Below are 14,446 nucleotides of genomic sequence, written 5' to 3'. Positions count from 1 at the left end.
TCCTGAGTTAAATCCTTCTTGAGAGAGGCGATCTCACCCAGTAACTTTTTGTAATCTTCCTCTGTTACCTCTTTACCTTGTTTCTTCATCATTGCTGCTTTTTGGGGGTTATCAACCTCAAAGTGTAATGAAGTAATAATCAATAGCAAAGCATTAAATTTTCACTCCCAAAGAAAGCATCAAATCGTAGGTAGCGCGGTTCACGTCATCATGGTAGCTGTAATGCGTGCGGCGGGAAAAGTAACGGTTCGAGAGCGATATATTCCATTTTTTGCTGGAAAGATAAACCAGTTTGATGCCCATCACCGTCAAGCGGGAATGACCTTTGTCGCCTTGTACGCTGAAAGTATTCGGGTCGACCGTACTCAGGTCTATGTCCGGATTGTAGCCTTTCCAGGTAAAAATATGGTAGTTCTCCATATTCAGCAAAAATGTCCAGTGCTTGTTGTAAGTCAAACCTGTAAAGGCTTTTACACTATAACCGCTTCCCATGTTGTAATCGCGTTCATCGAGACGAAAATAGTCTGACGAGCCACCTCCCAGGGCAACACCGTTCACATAAAATTCGCCGTAGGCATCGACCTTGTCGCTCGGCTCCGAACGTTTGTAATAGATCAAACCGCCTCCCACAGCCGCCGCCTCCGAAATGCGGTAGGGCGACACCTTGTCACCGTCGCTGGAGCGCAACTGCGAGTCGTAATAGTCGAAGTGCTGGAAAACACCGGCCGTCAGCGTGCGCGGCCCTTTCCCCCAAACCCGTTTGCCCCACAAGGCGCCGATAGCATTCACCTGCGTAATGACCGGCTGGCTGGAGAAGAAATCGAATCCGGCACGCAGCTGAAACCATTCGTAGGGCAAATAAAACTCGTCCTCAAAAGGGTCGCCATAATCCAGACGCAGCGAAAGATGCATACTGGTCGTCCCATGTTTCGAATGCTCCTGTTCCGCCAGGAAACGAGGGCCGGCACTCACGATAAAGTTCACGGGCACAAACGAATATGCCCTACCCTTATGCGGCCTGTGACGCCATGCCTCACCGGTTATCAGACGGTTTATGCCGCGCACGGGCGATATCAGTCCCGAAAGTATCTCACGCCCTACACGCTCCGCCCCACTCGACCGGTCGTCAATAAAAAGGTCAGACAGACGATAAGTGATTTCACCCAGCTCCACCCCTCCGAATGTGGTGGCCATCAGGTCGTTGATAGAGGGCGGTTCGTTCTCCATGAAGAATTCCCACATCAAGCTTCCACCGGCGGCGAAAGGGATAGACTGCCAGAAATTCATCCCGTTGCTGCGTGCAGCGTTGAAGTAAAGCGAACCGTGGTAGGGATGCGCCACCAGGTTGGTCGAAAACTTATCGGTATCCCAGACAGGGCCGGTTTTGAAATTGTTCTTAATCGTATGACCGTTGATATGAGCAAAGTCCTCGTTCATCAGAAAACGGTCGAAAGCCCATATCCCGACGTTCAAGCCGAACACCTCGCCGGCTGCCAGCCAGGGCTTTTTAGGCATGAAAACAGTCGAGTCGCTCACGTAATTTCTTGTATCCATTTTAGGGAAGTGTTGCCCCTGCATCCCCTGTGCTGAAAGCAAAGCCAGCAATCCTATCCATATAAATCTCTTCATCATCTAACAATCTTTTGGCCTGAGCCTTATACCTATAACTCATGCAAACTTATATATAATTAACAGTAAAGGATTCGTTTGGTTTAAATTATTCTTAGGTTGTGTCGCTAGAAACAAACACAATTCAAAGGAAATACTTACTTTTGCAGAAAAAAACAAAATGATAGATTTTATCACCTTTTGCGACTATACAGGGACGTTTGCATTCGCAATTAGTGGGATCAGATTGGCCTCTGCAAAACAATTTGACTGGTTTGGTGCCTATGTGGTCGGGCTGGTTACCGCCGTGGGCGGAGGGACGATACGCGATATCCTGCTAAATGCGACCCCTTTCTGGATGGAGCAAACATCTTATTTAACTGTTTCCGCATTAGCTTTATTGTTTGTTATCATCTTCCGTAAATATGTGATCCGGCTGAATAACACGTTCTTTATATTCGACGCCATCGGGCTGGGCCTGTTCGGCGTGGTCGGAATCGCTAAAACACTCGAATTCGGCTTCCCTATGTGGGTAGCTATCGTAATGGGAACGATTACCGGATCGTTCGGGGGGATGATGCGCGATATATTAATCAACGAGGAGCCGCTAATCTTCCGAAAAGACATCTATGCCCTGGCATGCGTGTTCGGTGGCGGTGTATATTATTTATGTATGCTCGCCGGGTTAACACCCTCCCTCACCCAGTTCGCTGCTGCGTTGGGTATATTCCTGGCACGTATCATAGCCGTAAAATATCACATAAGCGTTCCCGTTTTGAAGGGAGAAGAATAAATTTATTACCTTTGCATTATGACAGTAAACATGAACGATCAGCGCGATAAGGCTTCTATCCTGCTTATCTATACAGGCGGAACAATCGGAATGATTGAAAATCCTGAAACCGGAGTATTGGAATCTTTTAATTTCCAACATCTTAGAGACAATATGCCGGAACTGAAAAAGCTCGGTTACTCAGTATCGACTTATCAGTTCGATCCGGTAATGGACTCGTCCGAAATGGGGCCTGACTCATGGATGAAGATTGTGAAAATCATCGCAGATAATTATGCGAAATACGACGGTTTCGTGGTGCTGCATGGCACCGATACCATGTCGTTCACCGCCTCTGCCCTGAGTTTCATGCTCGAAAACCTCAGCAAGCCGGTCATTTTCACCGGTTCGCAATTGCCCATCGGCATGTTGCGCACGGACGGGAAGGAAAACCTGATCACGGCGATCGAGATTGCTGCTGCCAAAGAAAACGGAATACCTATTGTACCCGAAGTCTGCATCTTCTTTGAAAACGATTTGCTGCGTGGCAACCGTACGAGCAAGATCAATGCCGACAACTTCAATGCGTTTCGTTCATACAATTATCCGGCCCTGGCACATGCCGGGATATACATTAAATACGATACGGGGCAAATTTATCACCCGGTTTCGCGTAAGCCGCTGAAACCGCATTATCTGCTGGACCGGAACATCGCTATCCTGAAGTTGTTTCCGGGCATCTCGCCGCAGGTGGTGGAAAGCATCCTCAACATTCCCGACCTAAAAGGGGTCGTGATGGAAACTTTCGGTAGCGGAAATGCCCCGAGTTACGACTGGTTCCTGACCATGCTCAAAGATGCAGTAGACCGGGGTATCGTAATCGTCAATGTAACCCAGTGTAGTGCCGGAAGCGTTGAGATGCACCGGTACGAGACGGGGCATAAATTATTGGAAGCCGGCGTTATAAGCGGGTTCGACAGCACGACGGAAAGCGCTGTCGCCAAGTTGATGTTCCTTTTCGGCCACGGGTTATCGCCCGAGGAGGTGAAGGACCACATGAACTGTTCGCTTATCGGGGAAGTGACGATCCCTGATACGTTCCGTTCCTGATTATACTATGTAAAACAGAATAGGCCGCGAGGCGGAATAGAAAAATATGAAACTATCATTTCTTAGCTTAGCAAGTGGAAGCAGTGGTAACTGCTATTATCTGGGTACTCCCGAATTCGGGATACTGATTGATGCTGGTATCGGAATACGTACCATAAAGAAGGTGTTGAAAGATAAAGCGATCGACTTTTCCAAAATCGTGGCAGTCCTGATAACACACGACCATGCCGACCATATCAAGACAGTGGGTTGCCTGGGAGAGAAAATGAATATCCCGGTATACACTACCGCTGCCGTCCACCGGGGAATAGAAAAAAGCCGTTATGTGGAAGAGACGTTGATCGGTTCACGCCGGGTCATCGAAAAAGAAGTACCTTTTACCATCCGCAACTTCAATATCATCGCATTCGAAGTACCTCACGACAGCACGGACAACGTAGGCTACTATATTGAATACGGGGAGCATAAGTTTACTTTTGCGACCGACGTGGGCCATATTACGGATACAGTGAGTCGTTATATGCGAATGGCTAACCATCTGATCATCGAGGCCAACTACGACGAGGAAATGCTGAAGTTCGGCACCTACCCTGCTTTCCTGAAAGAACGTGTAGCGAGCCCGACAGGCCACCTGAGTAACCGCGAAGCTGCCGAATTCCTGGCTGCCAACTATGACCCGAAGCTGAAAGATATCTGGTTGTGCCACCTCAGCCGTGACAACAACCACCCGGAACTTGCCTATAAGACAGTCGACATCCGGTTGTTTCAAGAAGGGGTCCGTGTCGGCAAAGATGTCTCTCTGATAGCACTTAAGCGCACGACTCCGTCTGATATCTTTGAATTCGAGTAAAAAATAGTTAGAAAAAAGCGACCGAAAAGTTTGCAAAGAAAAATTAAACCTCTATCTTTGCACCCGCAATCGAGAAACAAAGTCCACAAGCAGGAAACAAGGATTGCAACAGATTGACTTGGTAGCTCAGTTGGTAGAGCAAATGACTCTTAATCATTGGGTCGAGGGTTCGAGCCCCTCCCAGGTCACTCAAAGCAAAAAACCGATTGACTCGGTAGCTCAGCTGGTAGAGCAAATGACTCTTAATCATTGGGTCGAGGGTTCGAGCCCCTCCCGGGTCACAATTAAAAGGATTAAATTCCTAAAAGCCTTTTACAAGTATATTGTAAGAGGCTTTTTACTAATAGTATCAAGCAAAACTAATTGATTCATTCATAATAATACAAAATCACAAATACAACAATCTAAATATTCAACGAAATGAAAAAAATTTTAACAATACTACTTTTAGCATTTATTGCTGCAGGTAGCATAAATGCTCAGTTACCCTATTCTAAATTACTTGGACTTAGTGAAGAAGGATTAAAAGAAGGACATTTTAAGTATGATAAAAACAAAAATCAATACATTCTTAAAAAAAGTAATGGCCTTAACAATACAATGAATGTATTAAGTGCAATTGGAGGACAATCAGCAGACATCAAACCTCATCCTGATGACTATATCATAGTTATGCAAAAAGGCAAAAATGCAGTCTCATCCTTAACCGTCATTTTTTATAAAAATGAAACATTCCACGAAATACAAACATGGTTAGCCGATAATAATATTGATGTATTAGAAACGAACTCAGGAAAACTGACAATGCAGAAATTCAATTATGAGGACTACTCCATTGAATTGGATATTGAAAAGATTGGAGTAAGTACAACAACGGGGAATACAGCAGCTTTGGCTAAATCGATTGATGAATCTTACAACATATATACCTATACAATATATACAGGCATCCCTCCCTATTCTAAATGGCATGAGAAACAAGCCAATAAAAAAGCCAAGAGAGATGAAAAGGGAAAAAAGAAAGAATTAGACGATTTAATGTAATTATCAACTCACAGATATAGATTACCTAATATATTTACAAAAAGAATTATGGGGTTTGAATACATATTCAAACCCTCTTTTTATTTAATGCTGCAAAGCAGACAGTTCGATAATTAATTTCATTCCTGTCACATATGTTACAATTTTAAAAGGATAGATGGTGTACTTTTGTCTCAAATCATTTAATAATCAGTTTATGGAACAGTTACATGCGCATGAAGTTCTTTTTATGATGGAAGGGAACAGTTACTCAGAGAGCAGCCTGAGAGCAGCTATCATTAATAAATTCGGTCCGGAACAACGTTTTTATGCCTGCTCGGCCGATAACATGAATGTGGATGAATTAATCGAATTCTTGAAAGAAAAAGGGAAATTCATGCCAATGAATGATGGCTTTACAGTAGATGTCAGCAAGGTTTGCAGTCATTAAATCGATATAAATTATTTTTACCCAAGCCTTTTAAAATACAAAAGCCGCCCTATTCTCACGAACAGAGCGGTTGTTTGCCCACTGAAGGGCTTGGGATACAACGTTATTAGATATGAGGATTAACGTTATAGAGTAAAAAGTATGATTTCACCAATTACATTGAATTTATTGATATACTAGTTAATCCAATCAACAATAAAATCAGCTCGCGGGCCCTCACCAGGACTCTTCGGCTCAATAGGGACTTCCCAGTCCGTTATAAAAGCACCTGTATAATCAGATTTGTAACTCACCTCACGGTCTTTTTTATCTCCATTCGATGAATCGTCGCAACCACATACAAGTGAAGTTCCACGCTCGCCTGCGCAAACGGCATACATCGATCTCTGTTTTTTTTCAGTCCTTCCCCACGCCAAGGGGAGGATACTAGTTTCAGCAAAAGTCATTAACCAAAAATATTTATATACATCTAATCAAACTCACAAAACAACATCTCTTAAAAACTGTGATGTAAAGGTATCCCGCCCGACGCAATGTTTTGCGACAATCTCCGGCTATTTTATTTACGATATTTATAAATGTAGACCCAATACGGAAGCAAACCCTCCGAAAAGGAGGAAACAGACCGAAAAAGAAGAAATTTACTCATTTCATAACAATCCGGCCCATTTTATGATAAAATCAGCTTATTTTGCAACGGCTGGCAGAAAAGGTCCGATACAGGCTTCCAACATTTCCCGCACACCCATTGTTGTATTGATATAAAAATGAACAGAATGAAAAATAAAACACATCAGAAAAGGGTCGCAGCCATACACGACCTGTCCGGATTCGGAAAATGCTCACTCACCGTCGCATTACCTATTTTATCTGCCGCAGGCATTGAAACATCAGCCCTCCCCACAGCCATCCTGTCTACTCATACCGGAGGTATCAGCGGATACACCTACCGCGACCTGACGGAAGATATGCGCCCGGTCATGAAACACTGGAAGTCGCTCGACATAAAGTTCGATGCCATCTACACCGGCTTCCTCGGTTCGTTCGAACAGCTCGACATCGTTAGGGAGTTTTTCGACGCATTCAGGCAGGAAGACAACCTGATACTGGTTGACCCGGTTATGGGCGACAACGGCGAACTGTACACCGTCTTCACTCGCGAGTTCGCAGCCGGCATGAGGATGCTTTGCCAAAAAGCCGACATCATCGTGCCCAACCTCACCGAGGCGGCCTTGCTGCTCGACGAACCGTTCCATCCGGGGCCTTACACCCACGCATATATCGAAAGCTTGCTGAGGAAGCTCGGCGCACTGGGTCCGCAGAAAGTGGTACTGACCGGCGTTTATTTCAAGGAAGACGAACTGGGGGCCGCCACCTACGACCGGACGACCGACACGATAGACTACGTCTTCACCCAGAAAATACCCGGTTATTACCACGGGACAGGCGATGTGTTTGCCAGCGCCCTGCTATCGGCCTTGCTCAACGACTTCAGCCTGATCGACGCGGCGGCCATTGCCGTTCATTTTACAACCGACAGCATCCAGCGGACTTACAAGGCAAAGACCGACTATCGCTTCGGTGTTAATTTTGAACAAAGTTTTCCCGACTTTCTAAAAGAACTCAAACTCGTATAAAGGGTTTCGATTTTATTTTTCATCTTTGCGGCATCATATATATAAGAATATAAACTTCAAAACTCCTATACAATTGATATGAGTAAAATAAAAATTGCTATTTCCGGAATAGGGGCTGTAGGTGGTTACTACGGGGGGTTACTCGCTGCCCACTACCAGGATTCGGAGGATGTGGACATCTTCTTCATCTCCCGCGGCGAGAACCTGAAGGCTATCAAAGAATTTGGCTTGGAAATAAAAAAATCTTTCAAGAAAACAATAGCCATACCAACCCTCGCAACCGACAATCCGGCAGAGATAGGTCCGGTGGATTACCTGCTCTGCTGCACGAAAAGCTACGATCTGGAAGAAAATATCCGTCACCTGAAGCCGGTCATCGGTCCGGAGACTGTCATCCTACCCCTGCTCAACGGGGCCGACATCGCCGAACGGATAGAAAAAACACTGCCCGGAAGCAGAATATGGAAAGGCTGTGTTTACATAGGTGCGCGGCTCGTTTCGCCCGGATATATCGAGAAATTCACCCTCAAGGACCGTTTGTTTTTCGGACTCAACGGCAAGGATAAGGAACAACAACTGGAGTTAAGGAATATATTGAGCTCCGCCCGCGTGTTATCGACCAACCCGGAGGACATCGACCTCGAGATATGGAAGAAATTCTTTATGATCTCCACGGCAGCAACCATCACTTCTTACTTCAACGAACCGATTAACAGTGTGATAGAAAATCATATCGACCTGTTCATCACGCTGGGATACGAGTTGAAAGACGTTGCCGAAGCCAAAGGAATCAAACTGCCGGAAGATATTGTTTTCTCGTCTATCCAGGCCCAAAAGATGATGCCGAACGGTGCGACCACTTCGATGCACAGCGACTTCAAGCGTGGAGGCCAGACGGAAATCGAGACACTGACCGGCTACGTAATCCGCGAGGCGGAAGCCCTAGGGCTGGATGTCCCCACCTACCGGTTCATGTACAACGGGCTGACACAATTCCCCTATCCCCAATAAGGTCATGGGGAAATCAGCATAGCCTAACAAAATAACAGGGAACGCATACGACGCAGAAAACGCAGAGAAACGCAGATATTATATTGATTATTAATAAAATATTCTGCGAAACTCTGCGTTTTCTGCGTCGTTTCTGTTTCCTAATTCCTTTTTTCAGGAAAAACTGTTATCTTTTTCCCGGAAAATTATCCGATATAAGTCTCCATGAATTTGGCTTTCGGAGCCGGAGAAATCGTCACCACCTCGGTATCTGCCGGGATAAGCACCGTCTGACCCTGATGAACGAATATTTCGTTTCCTTTATTGTCGCGGATAGAAGCCTTACCCTCCATACATATATATACGACAAACGAATCGAGTTCGGAGAAGTCGCGCACCATCATCGTATCGAGGTCGAGCAGGTTTGTCGTGAAATACTTGCAGTTGGCCAGTTCGACTGTCGCGTTGGTATGTGCCTTATAATGCGTGCGGTAGTCGGGAGACATGGTATAGTCGATGGCATCTTTGGCCAGCTCGGTATGCAGTTCACGCCCGTTACCGTTGGCATCCTTACGATCGTAGTCGTAGATGCGGTAAGTGATGTTGCTGGTCTGCTGTATCTCTGCGATAAAGCATCCGGCACCGATGGCGTGAACGCGACCCGCAGGCAGGAAGAACACATCGCCCGGCGACACTTCATAACGCTGGAGAACGTCCATGATAGTGTTATCGCCTACCCGTTTCACATACTCCTCTGCATCAATTTGTTGGGAGAAACCGGAATAGAGGCCAGCTCCCTCCGCGGCGTTGATTACGTACCACATTTCGGTCTTGCCAAAAGAATTGTGGCGTTTCATAGCCAGCTCGTCGTTGGGATGCACCTGGATAGACAGGTCATCACGGGCGTCGATAAACTTAATCAGCAGCGGGAAAGTAGAGCCGAACTGGTCCATTACCTTCTCACCGAGCAACTGCTTGCCATAAGTGCGAATCAGTTCGTCGAGCGACTTGCCTTCCAAGTCACCGTTATCGACGATGGAATAGTTACCCTCTACATGCGAAAGTTCCCAACTTTCACCGATACCTTCTTCAACCGGTGTGATGCCCTTAAATGGGCAGATGTCTGAGCCTCCCCAAATAATCTTCTTGAGGATAGGCTTAAAAGTCATTGGATATAACATACTGTGTGTTTTGTTGTTTGATTACTTCTTTATCTTTACTTTTCTCAGTACAACAGCACTGCGTGCCGGAATGTACAGTTTAAGCCATTCTTTTTTGTCTTTTTTAAATAATGGGTCGAATTGTGTGAAATGACGCACCGAATCGTCCGCCAGGCCGAAACCGCCGAAACGGGGGGCATCTGTGTTGAGAATCACTTCATACTCGCCTTTAGGAACCAGGAAGCCGTAGTCGGTGTACGATTTCGTCGGGCTGAAGTTGAACACAAATACCAGGTCTTTGCGCATGTAGGCCAGAATCTGGTCGCCATCGCTATCCCACACCTTCTGTATCAGGGTGGACTGGAAGTTTTTCACGCTACGGAGCAGTTCGATCATTTCGCGGTCGAAGTCGCCCAGATAGTGATATTTCAAATCCATATTATCTACCAGTTCCCACTGGCGGCGTGCATATTTGTGCGACCATCCGTTGCCTTCGCGCGGGAAGTCGATCCATTCGGGATGTCCGAACTCGTTGCCCATAAAGTTGAGGTATCCGCCGTTGATGGTCGAGGCGGTCACCAGACGGATCATCTTATGGAGCGCCACACCGCGTTCAACAACCGCGTTGTGGTCGTCCTTCTGCATGTGCCAGTACATGTCCGCATCTATCAACCGGAAGATGATGGTCTTATCTCCCACCAGTGCCTGATCGTGGCTTTCGGCGTAACTGATTGTCTTTTCGTCGGCACGGCGGTTGGTCGTTTCCCACCAGATGGACGAGGGATGCCAGTCTTCATCTTTCTTTTCCTTGATCGTCTTGATCCAGTAGTCGGGAATGTTCATTGCCATGCGATAGTCGAAGCCATAGCCGCCGTCTTCATAGTTGGCAGCCAGTCCGGGCATGCCGCTCACTTCCTCGGCGATGGTGATGGCGTTCTTGTTTACCTCGTGGATCAGTTTGTTGGCCAGGGTGAGATAAGCAATCGCGTCGCCGTCCTGATGTCCGTTGAAGTAGTCGCCGTAATTGCAGAAAGCCTCGCCCAATCCATGACTGTAATAGAGCATGGAAGTGACACCGTCGAAACGGAAACCGTCGAACTTATACTCTTCAAGCCAGAATTTGCAGTTCGAGAGCAGGAAATGCAACACCTCGTTCTTGCCATAATCGAAGCAAAGCGAGTCCCAGGCGGGATGCTCGCGGCGTGTACCGCTCAGGAAATATTGATTATAGGAACCGTCGAAACGTCCGAGGCCCTCCACTTCATTCTTAACAGCATGGCTGTGCACAATATCCATGATGACAGCGATTCCCATGCCGTGGGCGTCGTCTATCAGCTGTTTCAACTCTTCAGGCGTACCGAAACGGGACGAGGCGGCGAAGAAGCTGCTGACGTGATAACCGAACGAGCCGTAGTAAGGATGCTCCTGTATCGCCATGATCTGTATCGCGTTGTATCCTTCGCGGGCAATGCGGGGCAGCACGTTGCGGCGAAATTCGTCGTATGAGCCGACTTTTTCCTCGTTCGTCGACATACCGATATGGCACTCGTAGATCAGCAGCGGGGCGGTGTCAGGCTTAAAGCGTTTGTTTTTGAACGCATATGGATTGGCTGGGTTCCACACCTGTGCACTGAATATTTTAGTTTGTTCGTCTTGCACGACACGGCGTATCCAGGCCGGGATGCGTTCACCGCTTCCTCCGTCCCACTCGACCAGCAGTTTAAAAAGGTCTTCGTGACGGAGCAGCTCTTCTTCGAGCGCAATCTCCCAGACACCGTATCCGAGGCGTCTCATTTTATATCGTTCGTCTTTCTTCCAGTCATTAAATGTACCGATAAGATAGATAGCTGTGGCATTCGGGGCCCATTCGCGGAACACCCACCCCTTGTTGGTTTTATGCAAACCGAAGTACAGATAGCCGGAAGCCATCTCGGCCAACGTCTGTTTCCCGTTGTTGGTCAGGCTCTTTTCCTTGTCAATCACGTATTGATACCGTCCTTCTATCGCCTCTTTATAAGGGGCAAGCCAAGGGTCATTCTTTATTAGATTCAGCGACTCCATGATTTATTTGAGATTGGTTTAGCGCAAAGATAAAAGAAAAAAAGATACCGTATTGATATTCTCGGGATATTTCTTACTTTTGCATCAAACCCCATGCAATATATGAGTAGAGGAACAAAGAGTATAGCCTTTTATTTAGTGATGATCCTTGTATTCGGTTCATTGATGTATTTTATCGCCAAAGAAGGAGAGAGCCAACAGATTGAAAGCGCCATGACATCGGCCTACGACGCCCCTAAAAACCTCAGTGAAGGTTTTTCCTTATTTTGGGAACTGATGATGCATCATATCCAGTCGCCTATCGGCATCCTGTTGTTGCAGATCATTACGATATTGATTACCTGCCGCCTGTTCGGCTGGTTGTTTCAGAAGATTGGCCAGCCTACGGTCATCGGCGAGATTGTGGCCGGTATCGTACTGGGGCCGTCAGTGCTGGGGCATTTGCTGCCGGAGGCTTCGGGATTCCTTTTCCCGGTCGAGTCGCTGGCCAACATCACTATCCTGAGCCAGTTCGGGCTGATCCTGTTTATGTTTGCCATCGGTATGGAGCTGGATATCACCGAGGTTCGGAAGAAATTAAAGGAAACGATCCTAATCAGCCATACAAGCACGATTGTGCCCTTCTTTTGCGGGATGCTTACTGCCTACTTCGTTTACGACACGTATGCCGACAAAGGCACTCCCTTCCTATCGTTCGCCCTGTTTATAGGTATCGCCATGAGTATCACTGCCTTCCCGGTGCTGGCACGTATCATACAGGAACGTGGATTGACGCGGACGCATCTGGGGACGATCTCGCTCGCCAGCGCAGCCAACGGTGACATCACGGCCTGGTGCCTGCTGGCCGTCGTGATAGCCATCGCACAGGCGGGGTCAATGCTGAGTGCGGTCTATAATATTCTTTTCTCCGCCATTTATATCGCTTTCATGTTCTTTGCCGTCCGTCCGTTCCTGAAAATGGTCGGACATATTTACCATAATAAGGAAGTGATCGACAAGGGCCTGGTCGCTTTTATGTTCCTCCTGCTCATCATTTCGGCTTATTTGACCGAAATGTTAGGGTTGCATGCGTTGTTCGGCGCGTTCATCGCGGGGGTGGTGATGCCAAGTAACGTGAAATTCCGTAAGATCATGACCGAAAAGGTGGAAGATGTATCGCTGGCCCTGTTTCTCCCTTTGTTCTTCGTTTCGACGGGGTTACGCACAGAGATCGGGCTGCTGAACAGTCCCGACCTGTGGTGGATGTGCGGCGTCTTTATACTGGTGGCCATCATCGGTAAGTTCGGCGGCGCCATGTTTTCGGCTCGTTTCGTGGGCGAGAGCTGGAAAGACAGCCTCTATATCGGCGCACTGATGAATACGAGGGGATTGATGGAGCTGGTCGTGCTTACGATCGGTTACGAAATGCATATCCTGCCCCCGTCCATCTTCGTGATGCTGGTATTGATGACGCTGGTGACCACATTTATGACTATCCCGCTCGTTTCGTTCATCAAGTTCTGCTTCCAGACGCGCGAGAAGATCAAAGAATACAAGGCGGTGGAGGTAGCCGACGGCACGTTCAAGGTGTTGCTCTCGTTCGGACGTGCAGGCAACGGGCAGATCATGCTCGACGTAGCCTACCAGATGTTCGCCCATATCCGGCATCAGGTGGACCTTACGGCGCTTCATCTCACCGTCGGTTCGGATGTGAACCCGCTGCACACGGATAACTTCGAGGAAGTCAGCTTCGGGCCTATTCTCTATGGGGCGAAAAAGCTGGGAATCAATATAGAAACGCGCTACGAGGTGTCGAACAACGCCGGACAGGATATCACGGACATCGTAAACACGGAGGGTTTCGACTTCCTGCTCGTGGGTTCGGGCATTTCGATGAGTAACCAGCCGGACGACATCGAGGCGAACCGATACCGCACCTCTTTCTACAACCGTTTCTTCCGCCGTTTCAAGGCGCCCGAATCGTGGTTTTACCCCGGTGCGCTATTGAAAGACAAGACGAAAATGTTTATCGGAAAAAGTAATTGCGACGTGGGGGTATTCGTGAACCGCGGCTTCGTGAAAGCGAGCAATGTGATCGTGGTGGTCGACTCGGAGAAGGATCTCTTCCTGTTGGAATATGCTTCGACGTTGCTGAAGACAACCCACGGATCGGTCAGCATCCTCGACCGCAGCAGTTCGACGACTCCGGGCAGCGAAAAGATAAAACATGCCATCCGCCAGTTCGTCGATACGACCAAGCAGGCGTCGCTGCTGGCCGACAAGGATATGACAGCGGCGATATTCAGCAACTATAATTTCATGTTGATAAGCTACGATACCTGGAACGACGTCTCTGAACACCGCCGCGAAGCGTTGCAGAAGATGCCATCGACGCTGATTATGAATCATAAGGAGAAATAAAGAAGATATTTCGGAAGATGCGTTCCCCCAAACAGGAGGACGCACCCTATTTACAAAAAGGATGCACCCTTTTGACGAAGAGGATGCATCCTTTTTTATTGCGACGTTAATTCAATTTAAACCTAACCCCTAATTTTACCCCGAAAGACATAACCTTCACTTTATCTGTTACGTTTGAATTCATCATGCCATTATAAGAAATACCTTTTCCTACCGTCATGTTCCCGTCCGGATGATAAGATGCAGGAGTGGATAATAGCTCCTGGTCTTTCTTTTTCTTCATGTTGGTGAAACCGTAGTCGATGTAGCCGCCCAACAACAGGTCGGTGTCTTCGCCCAGGGTGAACAGGAAACCGAGTTCGGCAGTTCCGGCTACGCCCAGTT

At 47.4% G+C, this 14,446-nt stretch carries 12 protein-coding genes, 2 tRNA genes and 1 pseudogene; 10 read left to right on the top strand and 5 right to left on the bottom strand.

Annotation, left to right across the window (positions count from 1 at the left end):
- Positions 1-153: 153 nt before the first annotated feature.
- A complete protein-coding gene (locus NBH14_RS27970) occupies positions 154-1,629 on the bottom strand; it encodes a DUF3943 domain-containing protein (protein WP_186962034.1) in 1,476 nt (491 codons plus the stop codon).
- 160 nt (positions 1,630-1,789) lie between these two features.
- Between NBH14_RS27970 and NBH14_RS27965 the strand changes: the two genes are divergently transcribed.
- The 7 genes from NBH14_RS27965 (at position 1,790) to NBH14_RS27935 (ending at position 5,814) form a co-directional block, all read left to right on the top strand.
- Positions 1,790-2,401 carry a trimeric intracellular cation channel family protein gene (locus NBH14_RS27965; RefSeq protein WP_186962026.1) on the top strand — a complete coding sequence of 204 codons (612 nt, stop codon included), beginning with the start codon at positions 1,790-1,792 and terminating at the stop codon, positions 2,399-2,401.
- 30 nt (positions 2,402-2,431) lie between these two features.
- Positions 2,432-3,490 (top strand): asparaginase, encoded by a 1,059-nt coding sequence (locus NBH14_RS27960; RefSeq protein WP_369978355.1) that lies wholly within the window; start codon positions 2,432-2,434, stop codon positions 3,488-3,490.
- A gap of 46 nt (positions 3,491-3,536) precedes the next feature.
- Positions 3,537-4,340 carry an MBL fold metallo-hydrolase gene (locus tag NBH14_RS27955; protein WP_007653000.1) on the top strand — a complete coding sequence of 268 codons (804 nt, stop codon included), beginning with the start codon at positions 3,537-3,539 and terminating at the stop codon, positions 4,338-4,340.
- Between the two features lie 115 nt (positions 4,341-4,455).
- Positions 4,456-4,528, top strand: a tRNA-Lys gene (locus tag NBH14_RS27950).
- Positions 4,529-4,548: 20 nt separating this feature from the next.
- Positions 4,549-4,621, top strand: a tRNA-Lys gene (locus NBH14_RS27945).
- 139 nt (positions 4,622-4,760) lie between these two features.
- A complete protein-coding gene (locus tag NBH14_RS27940) occupies positions 4,761-5,384 on the top strand; it encodes a hypothetical protein (protein WP_186962027.1) in 624 nt (207 codons plus the stop codon).
- A gap of 196 nt (positions 5,385-5,580) precedes the next feature.
- Entirely contained in the window at positions 5,581-5,814 is a 234-nt protein-coding gene (locus tag NBH14_RS27935) for a YecH family metal-binding protein (protein WP_122329384.1), read from the top strand.
- 176 nt (positions 5,815-5,990) lie between these two features.
- Here NBH14_RS27935 and NBH14_RS27930 read toward each other — a convergent pair whose 3' ends face one another.
- Positions 5,991-6,194 carry a hypothetical protein gene (locus NBH14_RS27930; RefSeq protein WP_250817971.1) on the bottom strand — a complete coding sequence of 68 codons (204 nt, stop codon included), beginning with the start codon at positions 6,192-6,194 and terminating at the stop codon, positions 5,991-5,993.
- 396 nt (positions 6,195-6,590) lie between these two features.
- Here NBH14_RS27930 and NBH14_RS27925 point away from each other — a divergent pair, with 396 nt between their 5' ends.
- Positions 6,591-7,451 carry a pyridoxamine kinase gene (locus NBH14_RS27925; RefSeq protein WP_186962029.1) on the top strand — a complete coding sequence of 287 codons (861 nt, stop codon included), beginning with the start codon at positions 6,591-6,593 and terminating at the stop codon, positions 7,449-7,451.
- Positions 7,452-7,529: 78 nt separating this feature from the next.
- Positions 7,530-8,462: a ketopantoate reductase family protein gene (locus tag NBH14_RS27920; RefSeq protein WP_186962030.1), complete on the top strand. Its 933-nt coding sequence runs from the start codon at positions 7,530-7,532 to the stop codon at positions 8,460-8,462.
- Positions 8,463-8,647: 185 nt separating this feature from the next.
- Here NBH14_RS27920 and NBH14_RS27915 read toward each other — a convergent pair whose 3' ends face one another.
- Together NBH14_RS27915 and NBH14_RS27910 are read right to left on the bottom strand one after the other, a co-directional pair.
- The gene (locus tag NBH14_RS27915; RefSeq protein ID WP_186962031.1) at positions 8,648-9,622 is read right to left on the bottom strand and encodes a type I phosphomannose isomerase catalytic subunit; all 975 of its coding nucleotides are present in this window, start codon (positions 9,620-9,622) and stop codon (positions 8,648-8,650) included.
- A 21-nt stretch (positions 9,623-9,643) separates the two neighbouring features.
- Positions 9,644-11,662 carry an alpha amylase C-terminal domain-containing protein gene (locus NBH14_RS27910; protein ID WP_186962032.1) on the bottom strand — a complete coding sequence of 673 codons (2,019 nt, stop codon included), beginning with the start codon at positions 11,660-11,662 and terminating at the stop codon, positions 9,644-9,646.
- 102 nt (positions 11,663-11,764) lie between these two features.
- On the opposite strand from NBH14_RS27910, the gene NBH14_RS27905 reads away from it, so the two are divergent.
- Positions 11,765-14,062, top strand: coding sequence for a cation:proton antiporter (locus NBH14_RS27905; protein ID WP_186962033.1), 2,298 nt, complete (start codon positions 11,765-11,767; stop codon positions 14,060-14,062).
- Positions 14,063-14,168: 106 nt separating this feature from the next.
- Here the strand turns inward: NBH14_RS27905 and NBH14_RS27900 are convergent.
- Positions 14,169-14,446: pseudogene (locus NBH14_RS27900) on the bottom strand (outer membrane beta-barrel protein); the annotation flags it as partial.

Source organism: Parabacteroides caecihominis, assembly GCF_023656785.1.
In the GTDB taxonomy this organism is placed as follows: domain Bacteria; phylum Bacteroidota; class Bacteroidia; order Bacteroidales; family Tannerellaceae; genus Parabacteroides; species Parabacteroides segnis.
Note: the sequence above shows the minus strand (reverse complement) of the source record. Positions and strands in the feature narration are given on the sequence as shown.

What these genes read in the sequence shown, in the direction of transcription:
- NBH14_RS27935 (WP_122329384.1), top strand. Translation starts at nt 5,581, where the DNA reads ATGGAACAGTTACATGCGCATGAAGTTCTTTTTATGATGGAAGGGAAC.
- NBH14_RS27940 (WP_186962027.1), top strand. Translation starts at nt 4,761, where the DNA reads ATGAAAAAAATTTTAACAATACTACTTTTAGCATTTATTGCTGCAGGT.
- NBH14_RS27905 (WP_186962033.1), top strand. Translation starts at nt 11,765, where the DNA reads ATGAGTAGAGGAACAAAGAGTATAGCCTTTTATTTAGTGATGATCCTT.
- NBH14_RS27955 (WP_007653000.1), top strand. Translation starts at nt 3,537, where the DNA reads ATGAAACTATCATTTCTTAGCTTAGCAAGTGGAAGCAGTGGTAACTGC.
- NBH14_RS27910 (WP_186962032.1), bottom strand. Translation starts at nt 11,662, where the DNA reads ATGGAGTCGCTGAATCTAATAAAGAATGACCCTTGGCTTGCCCCTTAT.
- NBH14_RS27920 (WP_186962030.1), top strand. Translation starts at nt 7,530, where the DNA reads ATGAGTAAAATAAAAATTGCTATTTCCGGAATAGGGGCTGTAGGTGGT.
- NBH14_RS27970 (WP_186962034.1), bottom strand. Translation starts at nt 1,629, where the DNA reads ATGAAGAGATTTATATGGATAGGATTGCTGGCTTTGCTTTCAGCACAG.
- NBH14_RS27960 (WP_369978355.1), top strand. Translation starts at nt 2,432, where the DNA reads ATGAACGATCAGCGCGATAAGGCTTCTATCCTGCTTATCTATACAGGC.
- NBH14_RS27965 (WP_186962026.1), top strand. Translation starts at nt 1,790, where the DNA reads ATGATAGATTTTATCACCTTTTGCGACTATACAGGGACGTTTGCATTC.
- NBH14_RS27930 (WP_250817971.1), bottom strand. Translation starts at nt 6,194, where the DNA reads ATGTATGCCGTTTGCGCAGGCGAGCGTGGAACTTCACTTGTATGTGGT.
- NBH14_RS27915 (WP_186962031.1), bottom strand. Translation starts at nt 9,622, where the DNA reads ATGTTATATCCAATGACTTTTAAGCCTATCCTCAAGAAGATTATTTGG.
- NBH14_RS27925 (WP_186962029.1), top strand. Translation starts at nt 6,591, where the DNA reads ATGAAAAATAAAACACATCAGAAAAGGGTCGCAGCCATACACGACCTG.